The sequence below is a fragment of the Nocardia sp. NPDC004711 genome (genome assembly GCF_053601595.1).
The window spans coordinates 23691-42629 of the sequence record NZ_JBSGCB010000043.1; the positions used below are offsets into that span (position 1 = coordinate 23691).

Here is an 18939-nt window from a genome sequence, read left to right on the forward strand (position 1 = left end):
CATGTATGTGGGGGCTGGGATGGGGGTTCGATGGGGGCTGGAATCGGCAGTCTGCCCGGCTGGAATCGGCGGTACGCCCGGCGGAAATCGGCAGTGCGCCGGATGGATTCGGCCGGACAGGGGCCGGTACGTCGGCGTTCCAAGGATTCTCGCCGGGGCCGGGCCGTCGGCCGGCGGGGAAAAACGCCCGCCGACGGGCCGGAAAGCCGTCAGCCCCGGGGGAGATCGGCCGGAGTGAGAGCGCGGTCGAGATGGTCGGCCGCGATCAGACGGCCGTCGTGGAAGGACAGCACCCAGACGCTGCCCTTGCGGTTGCGGGCCGGTGGCAGGCTGATGCCGTCGTCGGCGGCCCACCACTCCAGCAGATCCGGAATCACCTTGCCCTGACTGCAGATCACCCGCACGGTGTCGGCGGAGACCAGGTCGCGGGCGCGTTTGCGGGCGGCATCGGGTGCTGCCGCATAACCGGATTCGGAGAACAGCGGTTCGAGTTCCACGTCCACGCCCAGCTTTTCCGCCAGCGGGGTCACAGTTTGGACACAGCGGTCCGGTGGGGCGGAGAGGATTTCGGCCGCGCCGAACGCGAGCAGGTTCGGCTCCAGGGCGCGAGCCTGTGCGCGACCGGCCTTTTCGAGCGGGCGCAGATCGTCGTCACCGGCGAAACGGTCGCTGCGACCGGCCTTCGCGTGCCGCACCAGCAGCAGGGTGGCGGTTTCGGCGGGCTGGCGCAGGAAGTTCCGGACGATGCTGCGGTCCATGGGATAGGACAGGGCGTCCATCACGGTGTCGAGACGGCGCCAGTCCAGGGCGTCGACCTCCAGATTGGATTCGAACTCCCCGTCCAGGACCCGGGCGGCCCAGTAGTCCACTCGCTTGAGCTTGCGATGCCCGGTCACCGGATACGTCACGTGGCCCAGATAGCGGCCCAGGCGCGAATTCAGGCCCGTTTCCTCGGCCACCTCGCGCACGGCCGTGACCACCGGCGTCTCACCGGGATCCAACTTCCCCTTGGGCAGCGACCAGTCGTCGTATTTGGGCCGGTGCACCAGGGCGATCTCGAGCGCGCCATCCGCCGCCGGACGCCACAGCACCGCGCCCGCCGCCAGAATATTGGCGGCGACGCGGGGATCGGCGAAATCGGCGGCAGGATCGAAGTGGGCCGGGCTCACTGGTGCACCGGACGTCGCAGCCGCATCAGGTGCTCCTGGTGATCGCGGATCTGATCGCCCGGGACGTCGGGGCCGGGCTGGGCGGTCCAGCTGCCGTCTTCCTGCAGCACCCAGCAGCGGGTGGCCGGGTGCAGCGCGGAGTCGAACACCTGGCCCAGCTGCTCGGTCAGCTTCGGATCCTTCACCTGCGCCAGCACTTCCACGCGGCGGTCCAGATTGCGGTGCATCATGTCGGCGCTGCCGATCCAGTACTCGTCCTGCGCCTGGAAGTGCAGAACACGCGAATGTTCCAGGAAGCGGCCGAGAATCGAGCGCACCCGGATGTTCTCGCTCATATCCGCGACCCCGGGCCGCAGCCCGCAGATGCCGCGCACCACGATGTCCACCGGCACCCCGGCCTGGGAGGCGCGGTAGAGGGCGTCGATGATCTGCTCGTCGACGATGGCGTTGGCCTTCAGCCGGATTCGCGCCGGTTCGCCTTGCGCGGCCAGCTCGACCTCACGCTCGATGCGTTCGATGATGCCCGCGCGCACGCCGGTCGGGGCGACCAGCAGGTTGCGGTAGTTCGCCTTTCGCGAGTACCCGGTCAGCGAGTTGAACAGGTCGGTGAGGTCCGCGCCGATCTCCGGTGCGGCCGTGAGCAATCCGACGTCCTCGTACAGGCGTGCGGTCTTGGGATTGTAATTACCGGTGCCGATGTGGCAGTAGCGACGGATGGTGGCACCCTCGCGCCGCACCACCAGGCAGGTCTTGCAGTGGGTCTTGAGCCCGACCAGGCCGTAGACCACGTGCACGCCGGCCTGCTCCAGCGCCCGCGCCCATTTGATATTGGCCTGCTCGTCGAAGCGGGCCTTGATCTCGACCAGCGCGACCACCTGCTTGCCCGCCTCGGCGGCGTCGATGAGCGCGTTGACGATGGGGGAGTCACCCGAGGTGCGGTACAGGGTCTGCTTGATGGCCAGCACCTGCGGGTCGGCGGCGGCCTGCTCGATGAACCGCTGCACGCTGGTGGAGAAGGAGTCGTAGGGGTGGTGCACCAGCACGTCGCTCTCCCGCAGGGCGGCGAAAACGTTTCGGGGCGTTTCGCGTTCGCCGAATGCGGGCGGGGTGGCCGGGACGTAGGGGGCGTCCTTGAGGTTGGGGCGGTCCACGCCGTAGACCTGCCACAGGCAGGACAGGTCGAGCAGGCCGGGCACCTGGATGACGTCGGCCGGGTCCACGTCGAGTTCGCGCAGCAGCAGATCGAGCATGTGCTCGGTCATGTCGTCGGAGACTTCCAGCCGCACCGGGGATCCGAAGCGGCGGCGGGCGAGTTCGCGCTCCAGGGCCTGCAGCAGGTCCTCGTCGCGGTCCTCCTCGACCTCCAGGTCGGCATTGCGGGTGATCCGGAACGAATGCTGTTCCACCACTTCCATTCCCGGGAAAAGCTGATCCAAATGCGCGGCGATCAGCTCCTCCATGGGGAGGAAGGCGGCCATGGAAGAGCCTTGTGCCGCAGCGGAATCGCGGCCCGGGGCGGTATTGCCGGCCGCGACCCGGCGGACCCGGACGAAGCGATCCACATTGTCGGGCACCTTGACCCGGGCGAAGTGCTCACCGCCGGTGATCGAATCCTTCACCGTCACGGCGAGATTCAGGCTCAGGCCACTGATGTAGGGGAACGGGTGGGCCGGGTCGACCGCCAGCGGGGTCAGCACGGGGAAGACCTGATCCTGGAAATATCCGGACAGGCGCTGCCGCTCGGTGTCCTCCAGATCGGCCCAGCGGATGATGGCGATGCCCTCGGCGGTCAGCGCGGGCAGCACCTGGTCCAGGAAGACGCGGGCGTGGCGCTCGCCGATCTCCTGGGTGCGGACGGCGATCATCTCGAGCTGCTCGGTGGGGGACAGGCCGTCGGCGGACCGCACCGACAGTCCGGTTTCCGCGCGGCGCTTCAGACCGGCCACCCGGACCATGTAGAACTCGTCCAGATTCGAGGCGAAAATGGCGAGGAATTTGGCGCGCTCGAGCAGTGGCTGGGAATGGTCCTCGGCGAGGGCGAGGACGCGGGCGTTGAAATCGAGCCAGCTGAGTTCCCGATTGACGTAGCGGTCCGCCGGGAGCGGCGCTATGGCGGTGGGCAATGGGGTTGCCGCGGGCGGCGCCGCCGGTAGTAGCGGCGATTGCTTGACGGTATCCGTATCGCTCACTCTCACGATCATTCCTTATGTCGCGGGTGGGGTGCCGAACTGACACCGTCCATTGCAGCGCAGATCACGCCGCGTCAGCACAGTGAGGACCCGGCTCGGCGCATATCTTCGATTCCTCGACACGCCTGCGACACGCCGATTTCACGCAGCAGCGCGCTGGTGGCCGTTCCGACCCCGAGCGCGGCGGCGCGCTCGAGATCCGCGGCGGTGTCGACGTCCTGCCGCAGCCCGGGCCAATTGCCCAGCAACTCCACCGCGCCGCCGGCGACGTGACGGCGGGCGGAGTCCGGACCGAAAAGCGGGTTCAGCGCGGCGGATCCGCCGCGCACCAGCAGGGCGACGGTGCCGCTGCCCTCGTGATCGGTGACCACCGAGCGCTGATGCCCGGTGCTCGCCAGCATGTCGCAGAGTTCGGCCGGGCGCAGCGCGGGCAGATCCGCTTGCAGGGCAAGCAGATCGACCGGGCCGTGGGCCTTTCGCACCGCGCCCGCGCCCGCGGCCAGGGCGGCGTTCAGTCCGCTGGTGTGGGGCGGGATCGCGGCGGGTTCGGGATGGACCGTCGCACCCAGGTCGCGCACCAGATCGGCGACCGCCGGATCCGGGGTCACCACCGTCACCGAGGCCACCCCGCGGGCGGCGGCCGCGGCGGTCACCGTGTCCGACAGCATGGCCAGCACCAGGCGTGGCCGCTGATGCGCGGGCAACCCGTCGGACAGCCGACTCTTGGCGAGTCCGAGACTCTTGACCGCGATGATCGCGTGCACGGCTGTGTTCACTGTGCCCTCCGCTCCGCTCCGGCCGCGCGCATGCCCGAATCCTCCCACTCCAAGATGACGGTCGTGTGAGCGGCGTCGAATTCCAGGAGATGCCACAACGGCATGGCCCCGATCACACACGCATATATTGAGCAGATGGCAAGGGCAGCGGTGTTGGGCGCGGGGTCGTGGGGGACCGCGTTCGCGAAGGTGTTGGCGGAGGCGGGAACCGAGACCACCATGTGGGCTCGACGGCCGGAGGTGGCCAAAGTGCTTGCCACCGAGCATCGCAATCCCTGGTATCTGCCCGATGTGGCGTTGCCGCCCCTGGCCGCGACCGATGATCCCGCGGTCGCGCTGGACGGTGCCGACATCGTGGTGCTGGCGGTGCCCTCGCAGTCGCTGCGGACCAATCTCGCGGCCTGGAAGGACCTCATCCCGGCCGATGCCACGCTGCTGAGCCTGGCCAAGGGCATCGAGACCGGCACCCTGCTGCGCATGAGCCAGGTCGTCGCGGAGGTCAGCGGCGCGGATCCGAGCCGGATCGCGGTGCTGTCGGGCCCGAACCTGTCGCACGAGATCGCGGCCGGCCAGCCCGCCGCGACCGTGGTGGCCTGCTCGGACGTGGCGCGGGCCGAGGCGGTCCAGCACGCCTGTGCCACCGGCTATTTCCGGCCGTACACCAATTCCGATGTGATCGGCTGCGAGATCGGCGGCGCCTGCAAGAACGTGATCGCGCTGGCCTGCGGCATCGCCTCGGGGATGGGGTTGGGTGACAACTCGATCGCCACCCTCATCACCCGCGGGCTGGCCGAGATCATCCGGCTCGGGGTGGCCGTGGGCGCGGAGCCGGTCACCTTCGCGGGGCTGGCGGGCGTCGGCGATCTGGTGGCCACCTGCACCTCGCCGCTGTCGCGCAATCGCTCCTTCGGGCACGCGCTGGGGGCGGGCGGCACCATGGAGACCGCGCTGGATGCCACTCATGGCCAGGTCGTGGAGGGTGTGAAGTCCTGCACATCGGTGCGGGCGCTGGCCGCGGCGCACGGGGTGGAGATGCCGCTCACCAATGCCGTGCACCAGGTGTGCCACGAGGGGCTGTCGGCGGCCGAGGCGGTCGGGCAGTTGCAGGGTCGCCGCCTGAAATCGGAATGACCCGTCCCTGGTCGGGACGACCGTGTAACACTGCCGCCATATTCGACCGGGTACGGTTCGGGGCATGACCAACAGGACCAGGGTGGCGGTGGTGTTCGGCGGCCGCAGCAACGAGCACGGGGTGTCGTGTGTCTCGGCACGCACCGTGCTGGCGAGCCTCGATCCGGAACGGTACGAGGCGGTTCCGATCGGCATCACGCGCGACGGCACCTGGGTGCTCGGCGACGCGGATCCGCGGGCGCTGTCCGCGCAGGATCGGGCGCTACCCGCGGTCGACGAACAGGGCACCGCGCTGGCGCTGACCGCCGATCCCTCGCGCGGCGGCGCACTGGTGCCGCTGGACGGCGCCGACACCGTGCTGGGCGCGGTGGACGTGGTGTTCCCGGTGCTGCACGGCGCCTTCGGTGAGGACGGCACCCTGCAGGGTCTGCTGGAGCTGGCCGAGCTGCCCTACGTGGGTCCGGGCGTGCTGGCCAGCGCGGCCGGGATGGACAAGGAGTTCACCAAGAAACTCCTTGCGGCCGAAGGTCTTCCGATCGGTGTGCAGGTGGTGCTGCGGCCCGGCGTGGCGACGGTCGCCGACGCCGACCGGGCCCGCCTGGCGCTGCCGGTCTTCGTGAAGCCCGCCCGCGGCGGGTCGTCCATCGGCATCACCAAGGTGGACAGCTGGGACGAGCTCGACGCCGCCATCGAAGCCGCGCGCCGCCACGACCCGAAGGTGATCGTGGAGGCCGGCATCGTCGGCCGCGAAGTCGAGTGCGGCGTACTGGAATTCCCGGACGGCCGGGTGGAAGCCAGTGTGGTGGCCGAGATCCGGATGCCCGAGGACGGCGCCGAGGCGCCCGCCTTCTACGATTTCGACACCAAGTACCTCGACGACGTCTGCGAGTTCGACGTCCCCGCCAAGCTGAACGACGATGTGTCCCAGCAGATCCGGGAGCTGGCGGTGCAGGCCTTCCGGGCGCTGGACTGCCAGGGCCTGGCCCGCGTCGACTTCTTCGTGACCGCCGACGGTCCGGTCATCAACGAGATCAACACCATGCCCGGGTTCACCGCCATCTCCATGTACCCGCGCATGTGGGAGGCCACCGGCATCGACAACCGGACGCTGGTGAGCACCCTCATCGAGACGGCTCGCGCGCGCGGCACCGGCCTGCGCTGACCGCCGTCTCCGGGGGCCCGGTTCATCAATTCGGATGAGGGACCGGCCGTTCGGATGCGACCTGCGGGCGACGGCGTCCGTCTCGGGCCGGGCGTAGCCTCGATCAGGTGATCGTGGCTCTGACGATTCCCGGCCTGGCCCTGCTGATCATCGCGGTGGCCTTCGCCGATGTGGCCTACCGCAGGGTGACGGGGCGCACCGCGCTGCCGTGGATGCGGGCCGAGGATGGCGACCGTAGCGCGGCGGCCATCGGCCTGGAGCAGTTCGACGCGGCATTCAACTCGGCCAAGCGGCACGAGATGGAGCAGCGGCAGTCGGTGCTGATGCACCGGGAGAACCCGGGCGACGGGGACGAGGGCGTGGAGATCGACCTCACGGCCGGAAAGGCCACGCTCCGCAAGCTCTGACGGATAGAGCGGGCACCGGCAGATATGTATCTGCCGGACCGGCCCCGTCAGTTCGGGATCGGGTTCGGGTCGATCGGCTTCTGCGGGATGGTCTGCTGGATGGCCGCCGAAATGTCCTGCAGCGGAGCGGGTCCGGCATTGTCGGGCATGGTCAGCGCGATATAGATGCCACGGTCCACCGCCCAGTAGGTGCCGGAGCTGACACCGCTGGTCTGGTCACGCACCTCGAACCAGTTGACGCCCGAGTCCCCATTGACCGCTTTGCTGGTCTGGATCTGATTCATGCTCGAGGACTTGACGAATTCCAGCGGCCGATCCAGGCCGCAACGCACCACGATGGGGTCGCCGCCGTCCGGCAGCTGCCAGGCGTGCGTGGCGGGCGGCGCGGGCTGCACCAGCTCGGAGGTGGTGTAATCGCCGATCTTGTCGGGCAGCGCGGGCATCAGGGCGGTGCACTCCGGCCCGGACGCGGTGGGCGCGGGCACGGCGCCCAGGACCAGCGGCTCGCGGCTGTGATGACGATTGGCCAGCACACCCATGACGAGCAGTCCGACGACCAGCGCGACCGGGAGGGCGACGGCGGTGGCGATGAGAGCCGGCGAGCGGCGGACCTCATAGTCCTCCTCCGAGTCCTGGCTCGCGGCAGTCGCTTCAACGGCGTCGGAATCCTTCGACTGGGCGGCGTCCGAGTCCTTCGACTGGGCGGCGTCCGAGTCCTCCGACTTCGCGGCGTCTGCGGTCTCCGCCGCCGTGGCGTCGGCGGCCTTGGCCGCGTCGGCTTCGGTCGCGTCGGTGCGCTCCGGCGTGGTGTCCGGTTCGGTGCCGCGGGTGTCGTTGCTCATCCGGTCGTCGGTCCCCGATCGTGGCGTGCCGGGCACGCGTCCCGGCTGCTGGTCGTCGATTGCGGGTTCGAGGGTACCGTCGAGCGGTCAGGCGTCCGCATCACACTCGTCCCGAAGGAGACCGCCATCACCGCCAGCAGCAGGCCGCGGTCCGTTCCGGCCGCCCGCACCGTGGGCGAGCTCGGGGAATTCGGGCTCATCGCGCTGGTGAACCAGGGGCGGACGCAGACGCCGGGGGTGCTGCTCGGTCCGGGCGACGACGCGGCGGTGATCGCCGCGCCCGAGGGCCGGTTCGTGGTGACCACCGACATGCTGGTGCAGGACCGGCACTTCCGCACCGACTGGTCGAGCGCGCACGATATCGGCCGCAAGGCCATTGCCCAGAACGCCGCGGACGTGGTTGCCATGGGCGCCGTGCCCAGCGCCTTCGTGGTGGGCCTGGGCTGCCCGTCGGACACCCCGGTCGAATTCGTGCGCGCGCTGGCGGACGGCCTGTGGGCCGAGGCCGGGCGGGCCGGGGCCTCCATCGCGGGCGGCGACATGGTGCGCAGCCCGCTGCTGATCATTTCGGTGACGGCGTTCGGCGATCCGCGCCGCGCGCCCATCAAGCTGTCGGGGGCGCGGCCGGGCGATGTGGCAGCGGTGGCCGGGCGGCTGGGCTGGTCGGCCGCGGGGCTGGCGGTGCTGACGGCCGGGGCCGACGTCGCCGAGTTCGCGGACGTGGTTGCCGCGCACCGGGTTCCGCGGCCGCCGTACGAGGCGGTGCTGGAGCTGCCGGACACCGCGGAGATCACCGCGCTGACCGATGTGTCGGACGGGCTGCTCGCCGATCTCGGGCATATCGCCGAATCCTCCGGTGTGGCCATCGATCTGGCGGCGGCGAGGCTGGCCGATCCCGGACTGGTGGCGGTGGGGAAGGCGCTGGGCGTCAACCCCCTCGACTGGATTCTGACGGGCGGCGAAGACCACGCATTCGCAGCGACTTTCGCCGATTCGGGCGATGTGCCGGAGGGCTGGGTGCGCATCGGACGGGTCCGCGCCGGCGCGGGCGTCACCGTCGACGGCACCCTCCGGTCCGGACCGGCCGGTTGGGAATCCTTCGCATAGCCGGGTCCGGTACCGCGATGAAACTCGACACGATAAGTTTTCCCGACATGGGTGCGAAACCACTGTCGGAAGTCATCGATACGGGCTGGGCCGAGGCCCTCGAGCCGGTGACCGACCGCATTGCCGCGATGGGTGAATTCCTGCGAACCGAAAATGCCGAGGGGCGTGGCTATCTCCCGAAGGGGGAGAACGTGCTGCGGGCCTTCCAGCGACCGTTCGACAAGGTGCGGGTCCTCATCGTCGGCCAGGATCCGTATCCGACGCCGGGTCATCCGGTGGGGCTGAGTTTCTCGGTGGCCCCGGATGTTTCGCCCATTCCGCGCAGCCTGTCGAACATCTACTCGGAATACTCCAAGGATCTCGGCTTCCCGACGCCGTCCAACGGTGATCTGTCGCCGTGGTGCGATCAGGGGGTGCTGATGCTGAACCGAGTGCTGACCGTGCAGCCGGGCCAGCCGGCCTCGCATCGCGGCAAGGGCTGGGAAGCGGTGACCGAGCAGGCAATTCGCGCGCTGGTGGCCCGGGACCAGCCGCTGGTGGCGATTCTGTGGGGCCGCGACGCCTCGACATTGAAGCCCATGCTGGGCAGCACTCCGTACATCGAATCCGCCCACCCCTCACCGCTGTCGGCTTCGCGAGGATTCTTCGGTTCTCGGCCTTTCTCCCGAACCAACGAATTGCTGGGTACCCTAGGGGCCGCGCCGGTGGACTGGCGTCTGCCGTAGCGCTGATCCGTTACCTGATTCAGGAGCATGTGTATGCAGAAGAAGACTGCCCGTGGTGTTTTCGTCGCGCTGGCCGCGGGTGCCGCGCTGGCCGCGGCCCCGGCCGCCGCGAACGCCGAGCCGTTGACGCTGGACCCGTACGTCCCCGACGCGACGACCACCACCGTCACCCCGGTCGGCAGCCTGCTCGACACCAACAGCGTGAGCGGCCTGTCGTCGAACGTGACCTCGCGCCTGGCATGCGTGCTGCAGTCGATCAGCCAGCAGGTGGACTGCATCAACGGCGCGGCGTGATCCCGGGCGTCGGGCGCCGGTCCTCGTCGCGCGGCGCCCGGCGCACCATCCGTACCTGCATTGCGGGACTGAAGGCTTCGACTCGGCGTTCCCCGTCGAGTTCGAAGCCGTACTTTTTGTAGAAGGCCTGCGCGCGGGGGTTCTCCTCGAACACCCAGAGTGAGGTGTCGGCGTCGTCCGGCAGCACCGTGCGCATCAGCTCGTCGGCGAGGCCGGTGCCGTAGTAGGCGGCACGCACGTACATGGCATTGAGTTCCCGTGGCGTGGGCGAGTTCTCCTCGGCCGCGGGGCCGGCGGCCGCAAATCCGACGACGGTGTCGTCGACGACGGCGACCCACACGTGCCTCGGATGCTTCACCCGAACCCGGTCCCAGGCGGCGGCGCGCTGATCCACATCGAAGGCGTCCAGCACGTGCTGGGGGATCAGGCCCTGATATGCCTCACGCCAGCAGGCGACGTGGCAGGCGCCGAGACTGTGGGCGTGCTCGGCCCCGAGCGGGACCACCCGCCATTCGCTCATGCATCCTCCCGCTGCAGACAAAAGCCCCGGATCACCCAATTCTGGGTGCCGGGGCTTCTGTGGAAAAGCTGATTCAGCCGCGAACGACCTTGCCCGCCTTCAGGCAGGAGGTGCAGACGTTCATGCGGCGGGTGTTGCCGGGGGCAACCTGGGCGCGCACAGTCTGGATGTTCGGGTTCCAGCGACGGTTGGTGCGCCGGTGCGAGTGCGAAACCGACTTACCGAAGCCGGGGCCCTTGGCGCAGACGTCACAGACGGCAGCCATAGTCGCGAGCTCCTTCATGTCATAGTGGGACGCGCTGCACGGTGTACAGCGTGTCCGAAAGCCTAATGTCTTGGACGTACCTACCAGCAAATCGCTGGTGAACGCGGGCCGATACCTGAGAGAGCAGGACCGTGCCTGCGTGAGGCAACCGCACAAGAGTAGCCAACCCCGCCCGGGCGTGTCCAATCAGCCCCCCGGGCACGGTTCCGTATGCGGCGGACGAATGCCAGGTGGCGGCGTGGTGTCGGTTGCCCCGACTAGGCTGGCGGCCGGGATTCCACGACGCGAGAGGACGGTGACGGTGCCCGGGGTAGCGGACGCGTTCGACGGTCACGAGGGCCTGGATGGAACCGCCCTGCTGAGGTGGGGCCGGCTCGCCCTGAGCGCCCTGGAACGCCACCGGGACGAGATCAACGCTCTCAATGTCTTCCCCGTCGCCGACTCCGACACCGGCACCAATCTGCTCAGCACCATGCGGGCAGCCGTCAGCGGTGCCGAGGCAGTGCGCACGAACGAGCCAGAGGTGCGCACGAACGAGCCGGAGCTGTCCGCTCGGGCGGTTGCCACGGCCATGGCCAGAGCGGCGACCATCGGAGCGCGGGGCAACTCGGGGATCATCCTGTCCCAGGTGCTACGCGGGATAGCGGACGCGGTGGCCGCGGGGCCGCTGACGGAGCAGGCGCTGCGGGTGGCGTTACGGCAGGCCGCGCGGCTGGTACGGGAGGCGCTGAGTTCGCCGGTCGAGGGAACCATGCTCACGGTGCTGGAGCGGGCTGCCGAGCGGGCCGCCGACTGCTCGGAGCGGGATCTGGTCGCGGTGGCGCTGGCAGCGGCCGATGGAGCGGCCAAGGCGTTGGGGGAGACGCCCACCCAGCTGGGGGTGCTGCGCGAGGCCGGGGTGGTGGACGCCGGGGCGCGCGGATTGCTGGTACTGCTGGACGAATTGGTGGCGGCGGCCGGTGGGAGTGCGCCGGCGCGACCGGCCTACCGGCGCGGCGCACCGGAACAACACGGGGTGAGCGCCACGGGCGAGCTCGACACGGACGCTCCGGGCGCAGGGCCGGGGACAGCTGCCGGAGCAGCATCGAATCCGGTTGTCGCGGTGGCGAATTCGGTTGTAACCGGCTCGTTCGGCCGGGCGGCGGTGGCCGCGCCGCACTACGAGGTCATGTTCCTGGTGCGCGGGACCGACGAGGAGCGGATCGCCGCCCTGCGGGATCGGCTCGGCGCGCTCGGGGATTCGGTGGTCGTCGTGGGTGACGGGTCGCAGACCTGGTCGGCGCACGTGCACTGCGCCGATGCGGGGGCGGCGGTCGAGGCCGGGCTCGAGACGGGGGCGCTGAGCGGGATTCGTATCGAGACGCTGACGGTGTCCACCCATCTCTCCGGCGGGACGGATCGGGCGATTCTGGCGGTGGCGGCCGGGGCGGGCGCGGTGCGGCTGTTCGAGGACGCGGGCGCCGTGGTGCTGGAGGGCGAGGTAACGGCGGACGTGCTCCTCGAAGCGATTCGCGCGGTCCGGCAGCGGGAGGTACTGGTGCTGCCGAACGGGGCGCTGCCCGCGCACGAGCTGGTGGCGGTGAGTGTGGCGGCGCGGGACGGGCAGCGGGAGGTGCTGATGCTGCCCTGCGGGTCGATGGTGCAGGGGCTGGCGGCGCTGGCCATGCACGATACGGGGCGGGCCGCGGCGGACGACGCCTTCGCCATGTCGGAGGCGGCGGCCGGGACACGGTGGGGGGCTTTGCGAATGGCGCCGGAGCGGGCGCTGACCATGGTGGGGATGTGCGAGGCGGGGGACGGGCTCGGCCTGGTGGGCCACGATGTGGTGGTGATCGATCCGGATGTGCGGGCGGCGGGGCGCACGCTGCTGGACCGGATGCTCGGGCTGGGAGGGGAATTGGTGACCATGCTCACCGGATGCGATGCGCCGGAATGGCTTTCCGTTGATCTGGCCTGGCATGTGGCCGCGGGTTTCCCGGGTGTGGAAGTGGTGGTGTACCCGGGCGGGCAGGCCGGTGACCTGGTGCAGATCGGGGTGGAATAGATGGCGACACTGGCGGATCGGCTCGACCACGTGCTCGGGGTCAAGGCGGCCGAGGGGCTGCAGGAGCACTTCGACATGCAGACGGTGGAGGACCTGCTGCGGCACTATCCGCTGCGCTACGCCACCCAGGGGCAGCCGCTCACCGAGGAGGCGCCCGAGGAAGGCCAGCACATCACGGTGATGGGCCGGGTCACCAAGACCGAGCTGCGGCCCATGAAGAATCGGCGCGGCAGCCTGCTCAAGGTGACTCTGGACACCGGCGGCCCGCGCCCGGTGGAGATCACCTTCTTCAATGGCGACAAGGTGCGCTATCTGGTGAAAGAGGGTGTGCGGGCGATGATGTCGGGCACCGTGCACTGGTGGCGGCCCGACCGCTGGAACCTCTCGCACCCGGACTATCTGATCCTGCCGGAAAAGGGTGACGGGTCGATCGAGAGCCTCACCACCGTGCGCGGCGGCGGCGCACTGCGCGGCCTGGCGCAGAGCGCGAAAGGCGCGGGGGGAGTGGATGTCTCGTTCTTCGAGCGCGAATTCATCCCGGTGTACCCGTCGACCGCCAAGGTGCAGAGCTGGGATCTGCTGCGCTGCATCCGTCAGGTGCTCGACCAGCTCGACCCCATCGACGATCCGCTGCCGGAAGCGTTGCGGACCGAGCACGCGTTGCTGCCGGTCTCCGACGCGCTACACCTGATCCACCTACCCGAGCACAAGGCCGATATCGAAGCCGCCCGCGGCCGTTTGCGTTTCGACGAGGCGATGGCCCTGCAGCTGGTGCTGGCCGAGCGCCGCCATCAGGTGGAGGGCCGGGCGGCCAAGTCGTGCCCGCCGCGCACCGACGGCATCGCGGCCGCCTTCGACAAGCGGCTGCCGTTCGAGCTGACCGAGGGGCAGCGCACGGTCATCGACGAGATCTCCGCCGACCTGTCGCGCAGCCATCCCATGCACCGGCTGCTCCAGGGCGAGGTGGGTTCGGGCAAGACCATCGTGGCCCTGCACGCCATGCTGCAGGTGGTGGACAACGGCCAGCAGTGCGCGCTGCTCGCGCCGACGGAAGTTCTTGCCGCGCAACACTATCGGTCCTTGACGAAGATGCTCGGCGATCTCGGCAACGCGGGGGAGCTGGGCGCGGCCGACCAGGCCACCAAGGTGGTACTGGTGACCGGCTCGATGTCGGCGGGCCAGAAGAAGGCGGCCCTGCTGGACGCGGTCACCGGCGAGGCGGGCCTGGTGATCGGCACGCACGCCCTGATTCAGGACAATGTGGAGTTCTTCGATCTGGGCATGGTGGTGGTCGACGAGCAGCATCGCTTCGGCGTGGAGCAGCGGGATGCCCTGCGCGCCAAGGCCAAGGACGCCGCCAGCCCGCACCTGCTGGTCATGACGGCCACCCCGATTCCGCGCACCATCGCCATGACCACGCTGGGCGATCTGGAAACCTCTGTGCTGACCCAGCTGCCGCGCGGCCGCTCCCCGATCACCTCGAAGGTCGTTCCCGCCAAGATGAAACCGGCGTGGGTGGATCGGGCGTGGGAGCGCATCGGCGAGGAGGTGGCGCAGGGGCGTCAGGCCTATGTGGTGTGCTCGCGCATCGGCGACGAGGAGGAGAACGGAAAGGGCAAGGGCCGCAAGTCGAAAGCCGAGGAGGAGAAGGAGGGGCCCACCACCCACTCGGCGGTCGACATGTACGAGATGCTCGGCTCCGGGGCCTTCAAGGACCTGCGGGTGGGCCTGTTGCACGGTCGGCTGCCGGCCGATGAGAAGGACCGCGTCATGCGGGCCTTCAATGACGCCGAGATCGATGTGCTGGTGTGCACCACGGTGGTCGAGGTCGGCGTCGACGTCCCGAATGCCACGGTCATGGTGATCGTGGACGCGGATCGTTTCGGCGTGAGCCAGCTGCATCAGCTGCGCGGCCGCGTCGGCCGGGGCAAGCATGCGGGCCTGTGCCTGCTCATCACCGAGACCAATCCGATGGGCACGGCCATGGCCCGGTTGGAGGCGGTCGCGGGCACCACCGACGGGTTCGAACTGGCGGTGCTGGATCTGCGGCAGCGCCGCGAGGGCGATGTGCTGGGCTCGGCGCAGTCGGGCACGGCCCGTAGCCTGCGCCTGCTGTCGCTGCTCGACGACCTCGAAGTCATCACGGCCGCACAGCAGCTGGCGCGCGAGATCGTCGAGTCCGATCCGGGCCTGCGGAACCATCCCGGCCTGGCGAGCATGATGCGCGCGGCCGTGGACGGCGAACGCCTGGAGTATCTGGCCAAGTCCTGACGGCTCAGCCGTCCGTGGGCTCCGGGGTCAGCTGCGCCAGTTCGTTCCACCGGGCGAGTTCTTCGTCGTGCGAACCCATGAGCGTGGCCTCGGTGACGTCGACCGCGGCCGCGTCATCGCTGTCGCCGTCGCGGGTGAGCAGCAGCAGCGGCCAGGTGGGGCGGCCGGGTTCGGCCCCGTCGAACGGCTGCCAGGTCCAGGGTCCGTCGAAGCGCCACGCGCGCCCGCCGGCGTCGGCGACTTCGTCGCCGATCTCCAGGAAGGCGTATGGGCGGAACCGTAATTCGACGCGCCGGGGGATGTCGTCCTCGGGGTCGAACGCGGCGCCCTGATCGTCGAGCTCCGGATCGAAGGACTGTCCCGCGCGCAGGTAGGCGACCTCCCGCCGCGGCCGCGGCAGCCACCCCGTCACCCGCGGTGGATCGAAGTGCCGCACGGCGACGACGTGGACGACGGTCGGCGGAATCCCGATGCGGCAGTCGGCCTCGGCAGCGAGTTCCCCGGCGGCGGGCTGGATCCGGAACACTTCCCGTTCCCATCCGGGCGTGTCCGGCCCGGCCGCCACCGCCACCACGCCGTTCCACCGCACTCCGTCGCTCGCCGGATCCACGGCCCACCACGGCCATTCGACGAAGACGTCGTTCGCCGTCACCTCGGTTACCCGCGCCGCGGTGAACGGACAGGACAGCTCGAGGATGTCGCCAACCCGGTATTCGAACGCCACAGCCACCGAACCTAACCCGTTCCCACCCCCGCCGTCGCATTCCGCGGGACCGGCCGGTCTCGGGTAATGATGGCGGACGGGTGGGTGCGGGCGTCCGGAAAGTCAGCCGGCGGCGGGGAATTCGTCGGCCTTCACGCCCTGGATGAAGGCTTCCCACTCCCGGACAGTGAAGAGCAGCACCGCGCCGTTGCTGCCTTCCTTGCTGTGCGCGACCACGATGCCGCGGCCGGGCCAGTAGCCGACCTGGACGCAGCTGCCTCGAGGGCCGCCGGCCGTCCGCAGTTGAAGTCCTGCGGGCAGATCTGCCTGGGTGATCATGGGGGCGGTTCCTTTCGTCCTTTCACAGGTCGGGTCGGACGCGAGGCGAGGAAGAGCAGCCGGGGTCCACGATGCGGGACAGCGCCGTCTGGCATCGGCTGAACGAATGCGAACACGGGGTCCGGAGACGGCCGGATGACCGATTGTTCGACGGCGTTCACACTACCGGGTAGCCGCTGGGTGCGCGCCCGATCGATTGCAAATCGGTGACCCGTCATGGGGATTCAAGATCGACGGCTCGGCACGGGTACAGACACGTTCGCCCGTACGGAATTCGGCGATGCCGTCCGTACGGGCGAACAGGGATGCTGCCGGGCGGATTCTCACACTTCGAGGTCCTCCTCGATGCCCTCGAGGCGGTGGCGGGCCATGGCCAGGTTGGCGCGGCCGCGGTCCAGGGCGAGATAGAGGAACAGGCCCTTGGATTTACGGCCGGTCATCGGCCGGATGACGTGGTACTGGCCGCTGAGCGTGATGAGGATGTCCTCGATGTCCTCTTTGATGCCCAGTTGATCGATGGTCCGCATCTTGGCTCTGACCACCTCGGTATTGCCGGCCGCGGCGACCTGGAGATCCAGCGCCTTGGAGCTGCCGAGCATGCCGAGCGCCATGCCGCTGTTGTAGTCGACCACGGCCGCGCCGATGGCGCCGTCGATCACCATCATGTCCTTCAGTGCGATATCCATGTTGGACATGGGTTTTCCTTTTGTCCATGATCGTCCTCGGCAAATTCGGCGAGAATTGCCCGCAGCCGGTAACGCGCCATGGCGAGATTGCCGGTGTCGCCGTCGAAGAAGATGTGCACGAAAAGCCGTCCGTCGAAATCGCCGTCGATCAAATTCAGCAGGTGATATCCCTGGGTTCCGCAGACGATGATCTCGGTGATGTCGTCGCCGGTGCGGCCGGTGACGAGTGCCGGGGAGGTGAGTACGGAGCGCACGACATCGGTTGCGGCAGCGGCATCTTCGTGTTGATCGACCGCATCGTGGCGCCCAGCCGCGGCAATGGCCAGGCCGCTCGCGCCGTCTACCAGGGTTACGCTGCATGCACCGGGAATGTCCATGATGCGTTTGAGGCATCCGTCGATACCGACCACTGCGCCACCGTTTTTCAGGAGAGACTTCCAGCAAATCCAGACGCTACACATGATCTGCTCGTGATGGGTGGCAAACGCCGGATCAATCCGAGTAACTCATCATTCTCCCGGGTTCGAAATAAAGAATGCTAGACAGTATTCAATACCTTTTGGTATTTAATGCGATGGGGCAGAGTGGATATCCACAATGGATAAAGGAGTTGCTGAGCAGCGTCAGGGCTTTCACCAGCGACGATGGGTGCGCGACGGACACCGGCCCGCCGAGGGCATCGGAAGGCGCGGTGCTACCGGGGAACTCGGCGGTAGCCGGGCGGGCGCTCGGCGCGGTATGCGGGAATCTCAGCGGGGCAGACGGGGATACGGCAGATCCGAACTGGTGTGCTCGCTGATCGCCAGCGGCCGCCCGATCTGCGGGAAGGCGCGCTGGGCGCAGCCGGGGCGCTCGCACACCTTGCAGCCCGCGCCGATGGGCGCGGCCGCGGCCGGATCATCCAGCTCCAGGCTGCGCGAATACACCAGCCGGTCGGCGTATTCGATGTCGCAGCCCAGCCCGATGGCGAATTCCTTTCCGGCCGTGCCGAATCCGGTCGGGGTGGGCGCGGTGGTGCGGGCCACCCACAGGTAGCGCCGCCCGTCGGGCATGGCGGCGATCTGGGACAGCATGCGGCCGGGATGATTGAACGCCTCGTGCACCACCCACAGCGGGCAGCTGCCACCCACCCGGGAGAAGTGGAAGGCGGTGGCGGACTGGCGTTTCGAGATATTGCCCGCGCGATCGGTGCGGATCAGGAAGAACGGCACCCCGCGCTGGCCCTGCCGCTGCAGGGTGCTGAGCCGATGGCAGACGGTCTCGAAGCCGACCTCGAAGCGCAGGCTCAGCAGGTCGATGTCGTAGTGCAGCTCCTCGGCCGAGCGCAGGAACTTGCTGTACGGCAGGACGAGCGCGCCGGCGAAGTAGTTGGCCAGCCCGATCCGGGCCAGGGTGCGGGATTCGCCGGTGAGCGCGGGACTTTCGTCGAGAACCTCGTCGAGCAGGCCGCCGTGCAGCAGGAAGGCCAGGGTGGTGGCGATCTGGAAGGCGCGCTGCCCGGGCCGCAGCCGCCGGGCCAGGGTGAGGGTGCGGGTCTCGGGCTCGTAGTGGCGTTTGGGGATGTTCGGATCGGCGCCGTCGCCGCGGACCAGGACGGTGACCCCGGCGCGTTCCTCCGCGACCCGGGCCAGCTGCCGGTCGAGGGAGCCGATGGTGAGCCCGCTCTCCTCGAACAACCGCTCGGCCGCGAGATCCAGCTGGGCGATGTGGTTGTGGTGATCGTAGAAGAAGTCGCGCACGTCCTCGTAGGGCATGGGGACGCCGGGTGCGCCGGTAGGGGTGGCCACCTTGGAGGACAAGAGATCCAACTGGTCGGTCGCGGCACGTAGTCGGCGGTGCATGGCCACAACGATTTTCGCGACCTCGGGCATGCGGGTGGCCAGGTCCTCGACCTCGGCCACCGGCGCGGTATTGCCGCCCGCGGCCTCCACCAGGATCTCGTGCAGGTCCGAGACCAGTCGCGCGTCGGAGTCCGCGGCGAAGAACTGCACATCGAGGTCGAAGGTGGAATTCAGTTTCAGCAGCACGGGAATGGTGAGCGGTCGCTGATCACGTTCGAGCTGGTTGAGGTAGCTGGGGGACAGGTCCAGGGATTTGGCCAAGGCCGCCTGGGTCATCCGCCGTTCCTCGCGCAACCGCCGTAGTCGGGCGCCCGCATACATCTTGCGCACGTGCAGGATGGTACCGATTCGGCTTCGCAAACATCGCAATTTGAGGAGACTCGCCGCAACTTCGCCGACCCTGCGTGGCATTTCGCCATGGCGGACGGCCTGCGTAGCATGCGAATTCGATGCTACGAGCGGTTTTGC

20 protein-coding genes are annotated in these 18939 nt (G+C 69.0%); 8 read left to right on the forward strand and 12 right to left on the reverse strand.

Annotated features, from left to right (window positions below; all coding sequences use genetic code 11):
* Positions 1-209: 209 nt before the first annotated feature.
* From ACWEKS_RS34620 to ACWEKS_RS34635, 4 genes are all read right to left on the reverse strand, one after another.
* Positions 210-1169: an NUDIX hydrolase gene (locus ACWEKS_RS34620; protein ID WP_452344009.1), complete on the reverse strand. Its 960-nt coding sequence runs from the start codon at positions 1167-1169 to the stop codon at positions 210-212.
* Complete coding sequence (locus ACWEKS_RS34625) at positions 1166-3370, reverse strand: RNA degradosome polyphosphate kinase (protein WP_452344010.1); 2205 nt, start codon at positions 3368-3370, stop codon at positions 1166-1168. Before ACWEKS_RS34625 ends, ACWEKS_RS34620 begins: the two co-directional genes overlap by 4 nt.
* Positions 3371-3432: 62 nt before the next feature.
* Positions 3433-4134 (reverse strand): 2-phospho-L-lactate guanylyltransferase, encoded by a 702-nt coding sequence (gene cofC, locus ACWEKS_RS34630; RefSeq protein ID WP_452344011.1) that lies wholly within the window; start codon positions 4132-4134, stop codon positions 3433-3435.
* Positions 4131-4394 (reverse strand): hypothetical protein, encoded by a 264-nt coding sequence (locus ACWEKS_RS34635; protein ID WP_452344057.1) that lies wholly within the window; start codon positions 4392-4394, stop codon positions 4131-4133. The genes cofC and ACWEKS_RS34635 overlap by 4 nt, the downstream gene beginning before the upstream one ends.
* Between ACWEKS_RS34635 and ACWEKS_RS34640 the strand changes: the two genes are divergently transcribed.
* From ACWEKS_RS34640 to ACWEKS_RS34650, 3 genes are all read left to right on the forward strand, one after another.
* Positions 4288-5265, forward strand: coding sequence for an NAD(P)H-dependent glycerol-3-phosphate dehydrogenase (locus tag ACWEKS_RS34640; protein WP_452344055.1), 978 nt, complete (start codon positions 4288-4290; stop codon positions 5263-5265). The genes ACWEKS_RS34635 and ACWEKS_RS34640 overlap by 107 nt on opposite strands.
* Before the next feature lie 64 nt (positions 5266-5329).
* The gene (locus ACWEKS_RS34645; RefSeq protein ID WP_452344012.1) at positions 5330-6427 is read left to right on the forward strand and encodes a D-alanine--D-alanine ligase family protein; all 1098 of its coding nucleotides are present in this window, start codon (positions 5330-5332) and stop codon (positions 6425-6427) included.
* 107 nt (positions 6428-6534) lie between these two features.
* Positions 6535-6834, forward strand: a complete 300-nt coding sequence (locus ACWEKS_RS34650) for a DUF6191 domain-containing protein (protein WP_354837870.1) — start codon at positions 6535-6537, stop codon at positions 6832-6834.
* Positions 6835-6881: 47 nt separating this feature from the next.
* On the opposite strand, the gene ACWEKS_RS34655 is transcribed toward ACWEKS_RS34650, so the two are convergent.
* Positions 6882-7676: a DUF3515 domain-containing protein gene (locus ACWEKS_RS34655; protein WP_452344013.1), complete on the reverse strand. Its 795-nt coding sequence runs from the start codon at positions 7674-7676 to the stop codon at positions 6882-6884.
* A gap of 171 nt (positions 7677-7847) precedes the next feature.
* Here ACWEKS_RS34655 and ACWEKS_RS34660 point away from each other — a divergent pair, with 171 nt between their 5' ends.
* The 3 genes from ACWEKS_RS34660 to ACWEKS_RS34670 are packed head-to-tail and all read left to right on the forward strand — an operon-like array spanning position 7848 to position 9802.
* Positions 7848-8783: a thiamine-phosphate kinase gene (locus tag ACWEKS_RS34660; protein WP_452344014.1), complete on the forward strand. Its 936-nt coding sequence runs from the start codon at positions 7848-7850 to the stop codon at positions 8781-8783.
* Between the two features lie 47 nt (positions 8784-8830).
* A complete protein-coding gene (locus ACWEKS_RS34665; RefSeq protein ID WP_354837984.1) occupies positions 8831-9508 on the forward strand; it encodes a uracil-DNA glycosylase in 678 nt (225 codons plus the stop codon).
* A gap of 33 nt (positions 9509-9541) precedes the next feature.
* On the forward strand, positions 9542-9802 hold the full coding sequence (locus ACWEKS_RS34670) for a hypothetical protein (protein ID WP_452344015.1): 261 nt from the start codon (positions 9542-9544) through the stop codon (positions 9800-9802).
* Here ACWEKS_RS34670 and ACWEKS_RS34675 read toward each other — a convergent pair.
* Together ACWEKS_RS34675 and rpmB are read right to left on the reverse strand one after the other, a co-directional pair.
* A complete protein-coding gene (locus ACWEKS_RS34675; protein ID WP_452344016.1) occupies positions 9786-10322 on the reverse strand; it encodes an N-acetyltransferase family protein in 537 nt (178 codons plus the stop codon). The two genes, ACWEKS_RS34670 and ACWEKS_RS34675, sit on opposite strands and share 17 nt — an antisense overlap.
* 73 nt (positions 10323-10395) lie before the next feature.
* On the reverse strand, positions 10396-10587 hold the full coding sequence (gene rpmB, locus ACWEKS_RS34680) for a 50S ribosomal protein L28 (protein WP_011210730.1): 192 nt from the start codon (positions 10585-10587) through the stop codon (positions 10396-10398).
* A 301-nt stretch (positions 10588-10888) separates the two neighbouring features.
* Between rpmB and ACWEKS_RS34685 the strand changes: the two genes are divergently transcribed.
* Positions 10889-12631, forward strand: coding sequence for a DAK2 domain-containing protein (locus tag ACWEKS_RS34685; protein WP_452344017.1), 1743 nt, complete (start codon positions 10889-10891; stop codon positions 12629-12631).
* The gene (gene recG / locus ACWEKS_RS34690; protein WP_452344018.1) at positions 12632-14902 is read left to right on the forward strand and encodes an ATP-dependent DNA helicase RecG; all 2271 of its coding nucleotides are present in this window, start codon (positions 12632-12634) and stop codon (positions 14900-14902) included.
* A 4-nt stretch (positions 14903-14906) separates the two neighbouring features.
* Here the strand turns inward: recG and ACWEKS_RS34695 are convergent, their stop codons facing one another.
* From ACWEKS_RS34695 to ACWEKS_RS34715, 5 genes are all read right to left on the reverse strand, one after another.
* The gene (locus ACWEKS_RS34695) at positions 14907-15632 is read right to left on the reverse strand and encodes a hypothetical protein (RefSeq protein ID WP_452344019.1); all 726 of its coding nucleotides are present in this window, start codon (positions 15630-15632) and stop codon (positions 14907-14909) included.
* 96 nt (positions 15633-15728) lie between these two features.
* Positions 15729-15944 carry a DUF397 domain-containing protein gene (locus ACWEKS_RS34700; protein ID WP_452344020.1) on the reverse strand — a complete coding sequence of 72 codons (216 nt, stop codon included), beginning with the start codon at positions 15942-15944 and terminating at the stop codon, positions 15729-15731.
* A 323-nt stretch (positions 15945-16267) separates the two neighbouring features.
* A complete protein-coding gene (locus ACWEKS_RS34705; protein WP_452344021.1) occupies positions 16268-16639 on the reverse strand; it encodes a hypothetical protein in 372 nt (123 codons plus the stop codon).
* Positions 16615-17040 carry a hypothetical protein gene (locus ACWEKS_RS34710; protein WP_452344022.1) on the reverse strand — a complete coding sequence of 142 codons (426 nt, stop codon included), beginning with the start codon at positions 17038-17040 and terminating at the stop codon, positions 16615-16617. Before ACWEKS_RS34710 ends, ACWEKS_RS34705 begins: the two co-directional genes overlap by 25 nt.
* A gap of 339 nt (positions 17041-17379) precedes the next feature.
* Positions 17380-18801, reverse strand: coding sequence for a short-chain fatty acyl-CoA regulator family protein (locus ACWEKS_RS34715; protein WP_452344023.1), 1422 nt, complete (start codon positions 18799-18801; stop codon positions 17380-17382).
* Positions 18802-18939 lie beyond the last annotated feature (138 nt).

What these genes read in the sequence shown, in the direction of transcription:
- ACWEKS_RS34625 (WP_452344010.1), bottom strand. Translation starts at nt 3,370, where the DNA reads ATGATCGTGAGAGTGAGCGATACGGATACCGTCAAGCAATCGCCGCTA.
- ACWEKS_RS34645 (WP_452344012.1), top strand. Translation starts at nt 5,330, where the DNA reads ATGACCAACAGGACCAGGGTGGCGGTGGTGTTCGGCGGCCGCAGCAAC.
- ACWEKS_RS34655 (WP_452344013.1), bottom strand. Translation starts at nt 7,676, where the DNA reads ATGAGCAACGACACCCGCGGCACCGAACCGGACACCACGCCGGAGCGC.
- ACWEKS_RS34665 (WP_354837984.1), top strand. Translation starts at nt 8,831, where the DNA reads ATGGGTGCGAAACCACTGTCGGAAGTCATCGATACGGGCTGGGCCGAG.
- ACWEKS_RS34670 (WP_452344015.1), top strand. Translation starts at nt 9,542, where the DNA reads ATGCAGAAGAAGACTGCCCGTGGTGTTTTCGTCGCGCTGGCCGCGGGT.
- ACWEKS_RS34675 (WP_452344016.1), bottom strand. Translation starts at nt 10,322, where the DNA reads ATGAGCGAATGGCGGGTGGTCCCGCTCGGGGCCGAGCACGCCCACAGT.
- rpmB (WP_011210730.1), bottom strand. Translation starts at nt 10,587, where the DNA reads ATGGCTGCCGTCTGTGACGTCTGCGCCAAGGGCCCCGGCTTCGGTAAG.
- recG (WP_452344018.1), top strand. Translation starts at nt 12,632, where the DNA reads ATGGCGACACTGGCGGATCGGCTCGACCACGTGCTCGGGGTCAAGGCG.
- ACWEKS_RS34700 (WP_452344020.1), bottom strand. Translation starts at nt 15,944, where the DNA reads ATGATCACCCAGGCAGATCTGCCCGCAGGACTTCAACTGCGGACGGCC.
- ACWEKS_RS34705 (WP_452344021.1), bottom strand. Translation starts at nt 16,639, where the DNA reads ATGTCCAACATGGATATCGCACTGAAGGACATGATGGTGATCGACGGC.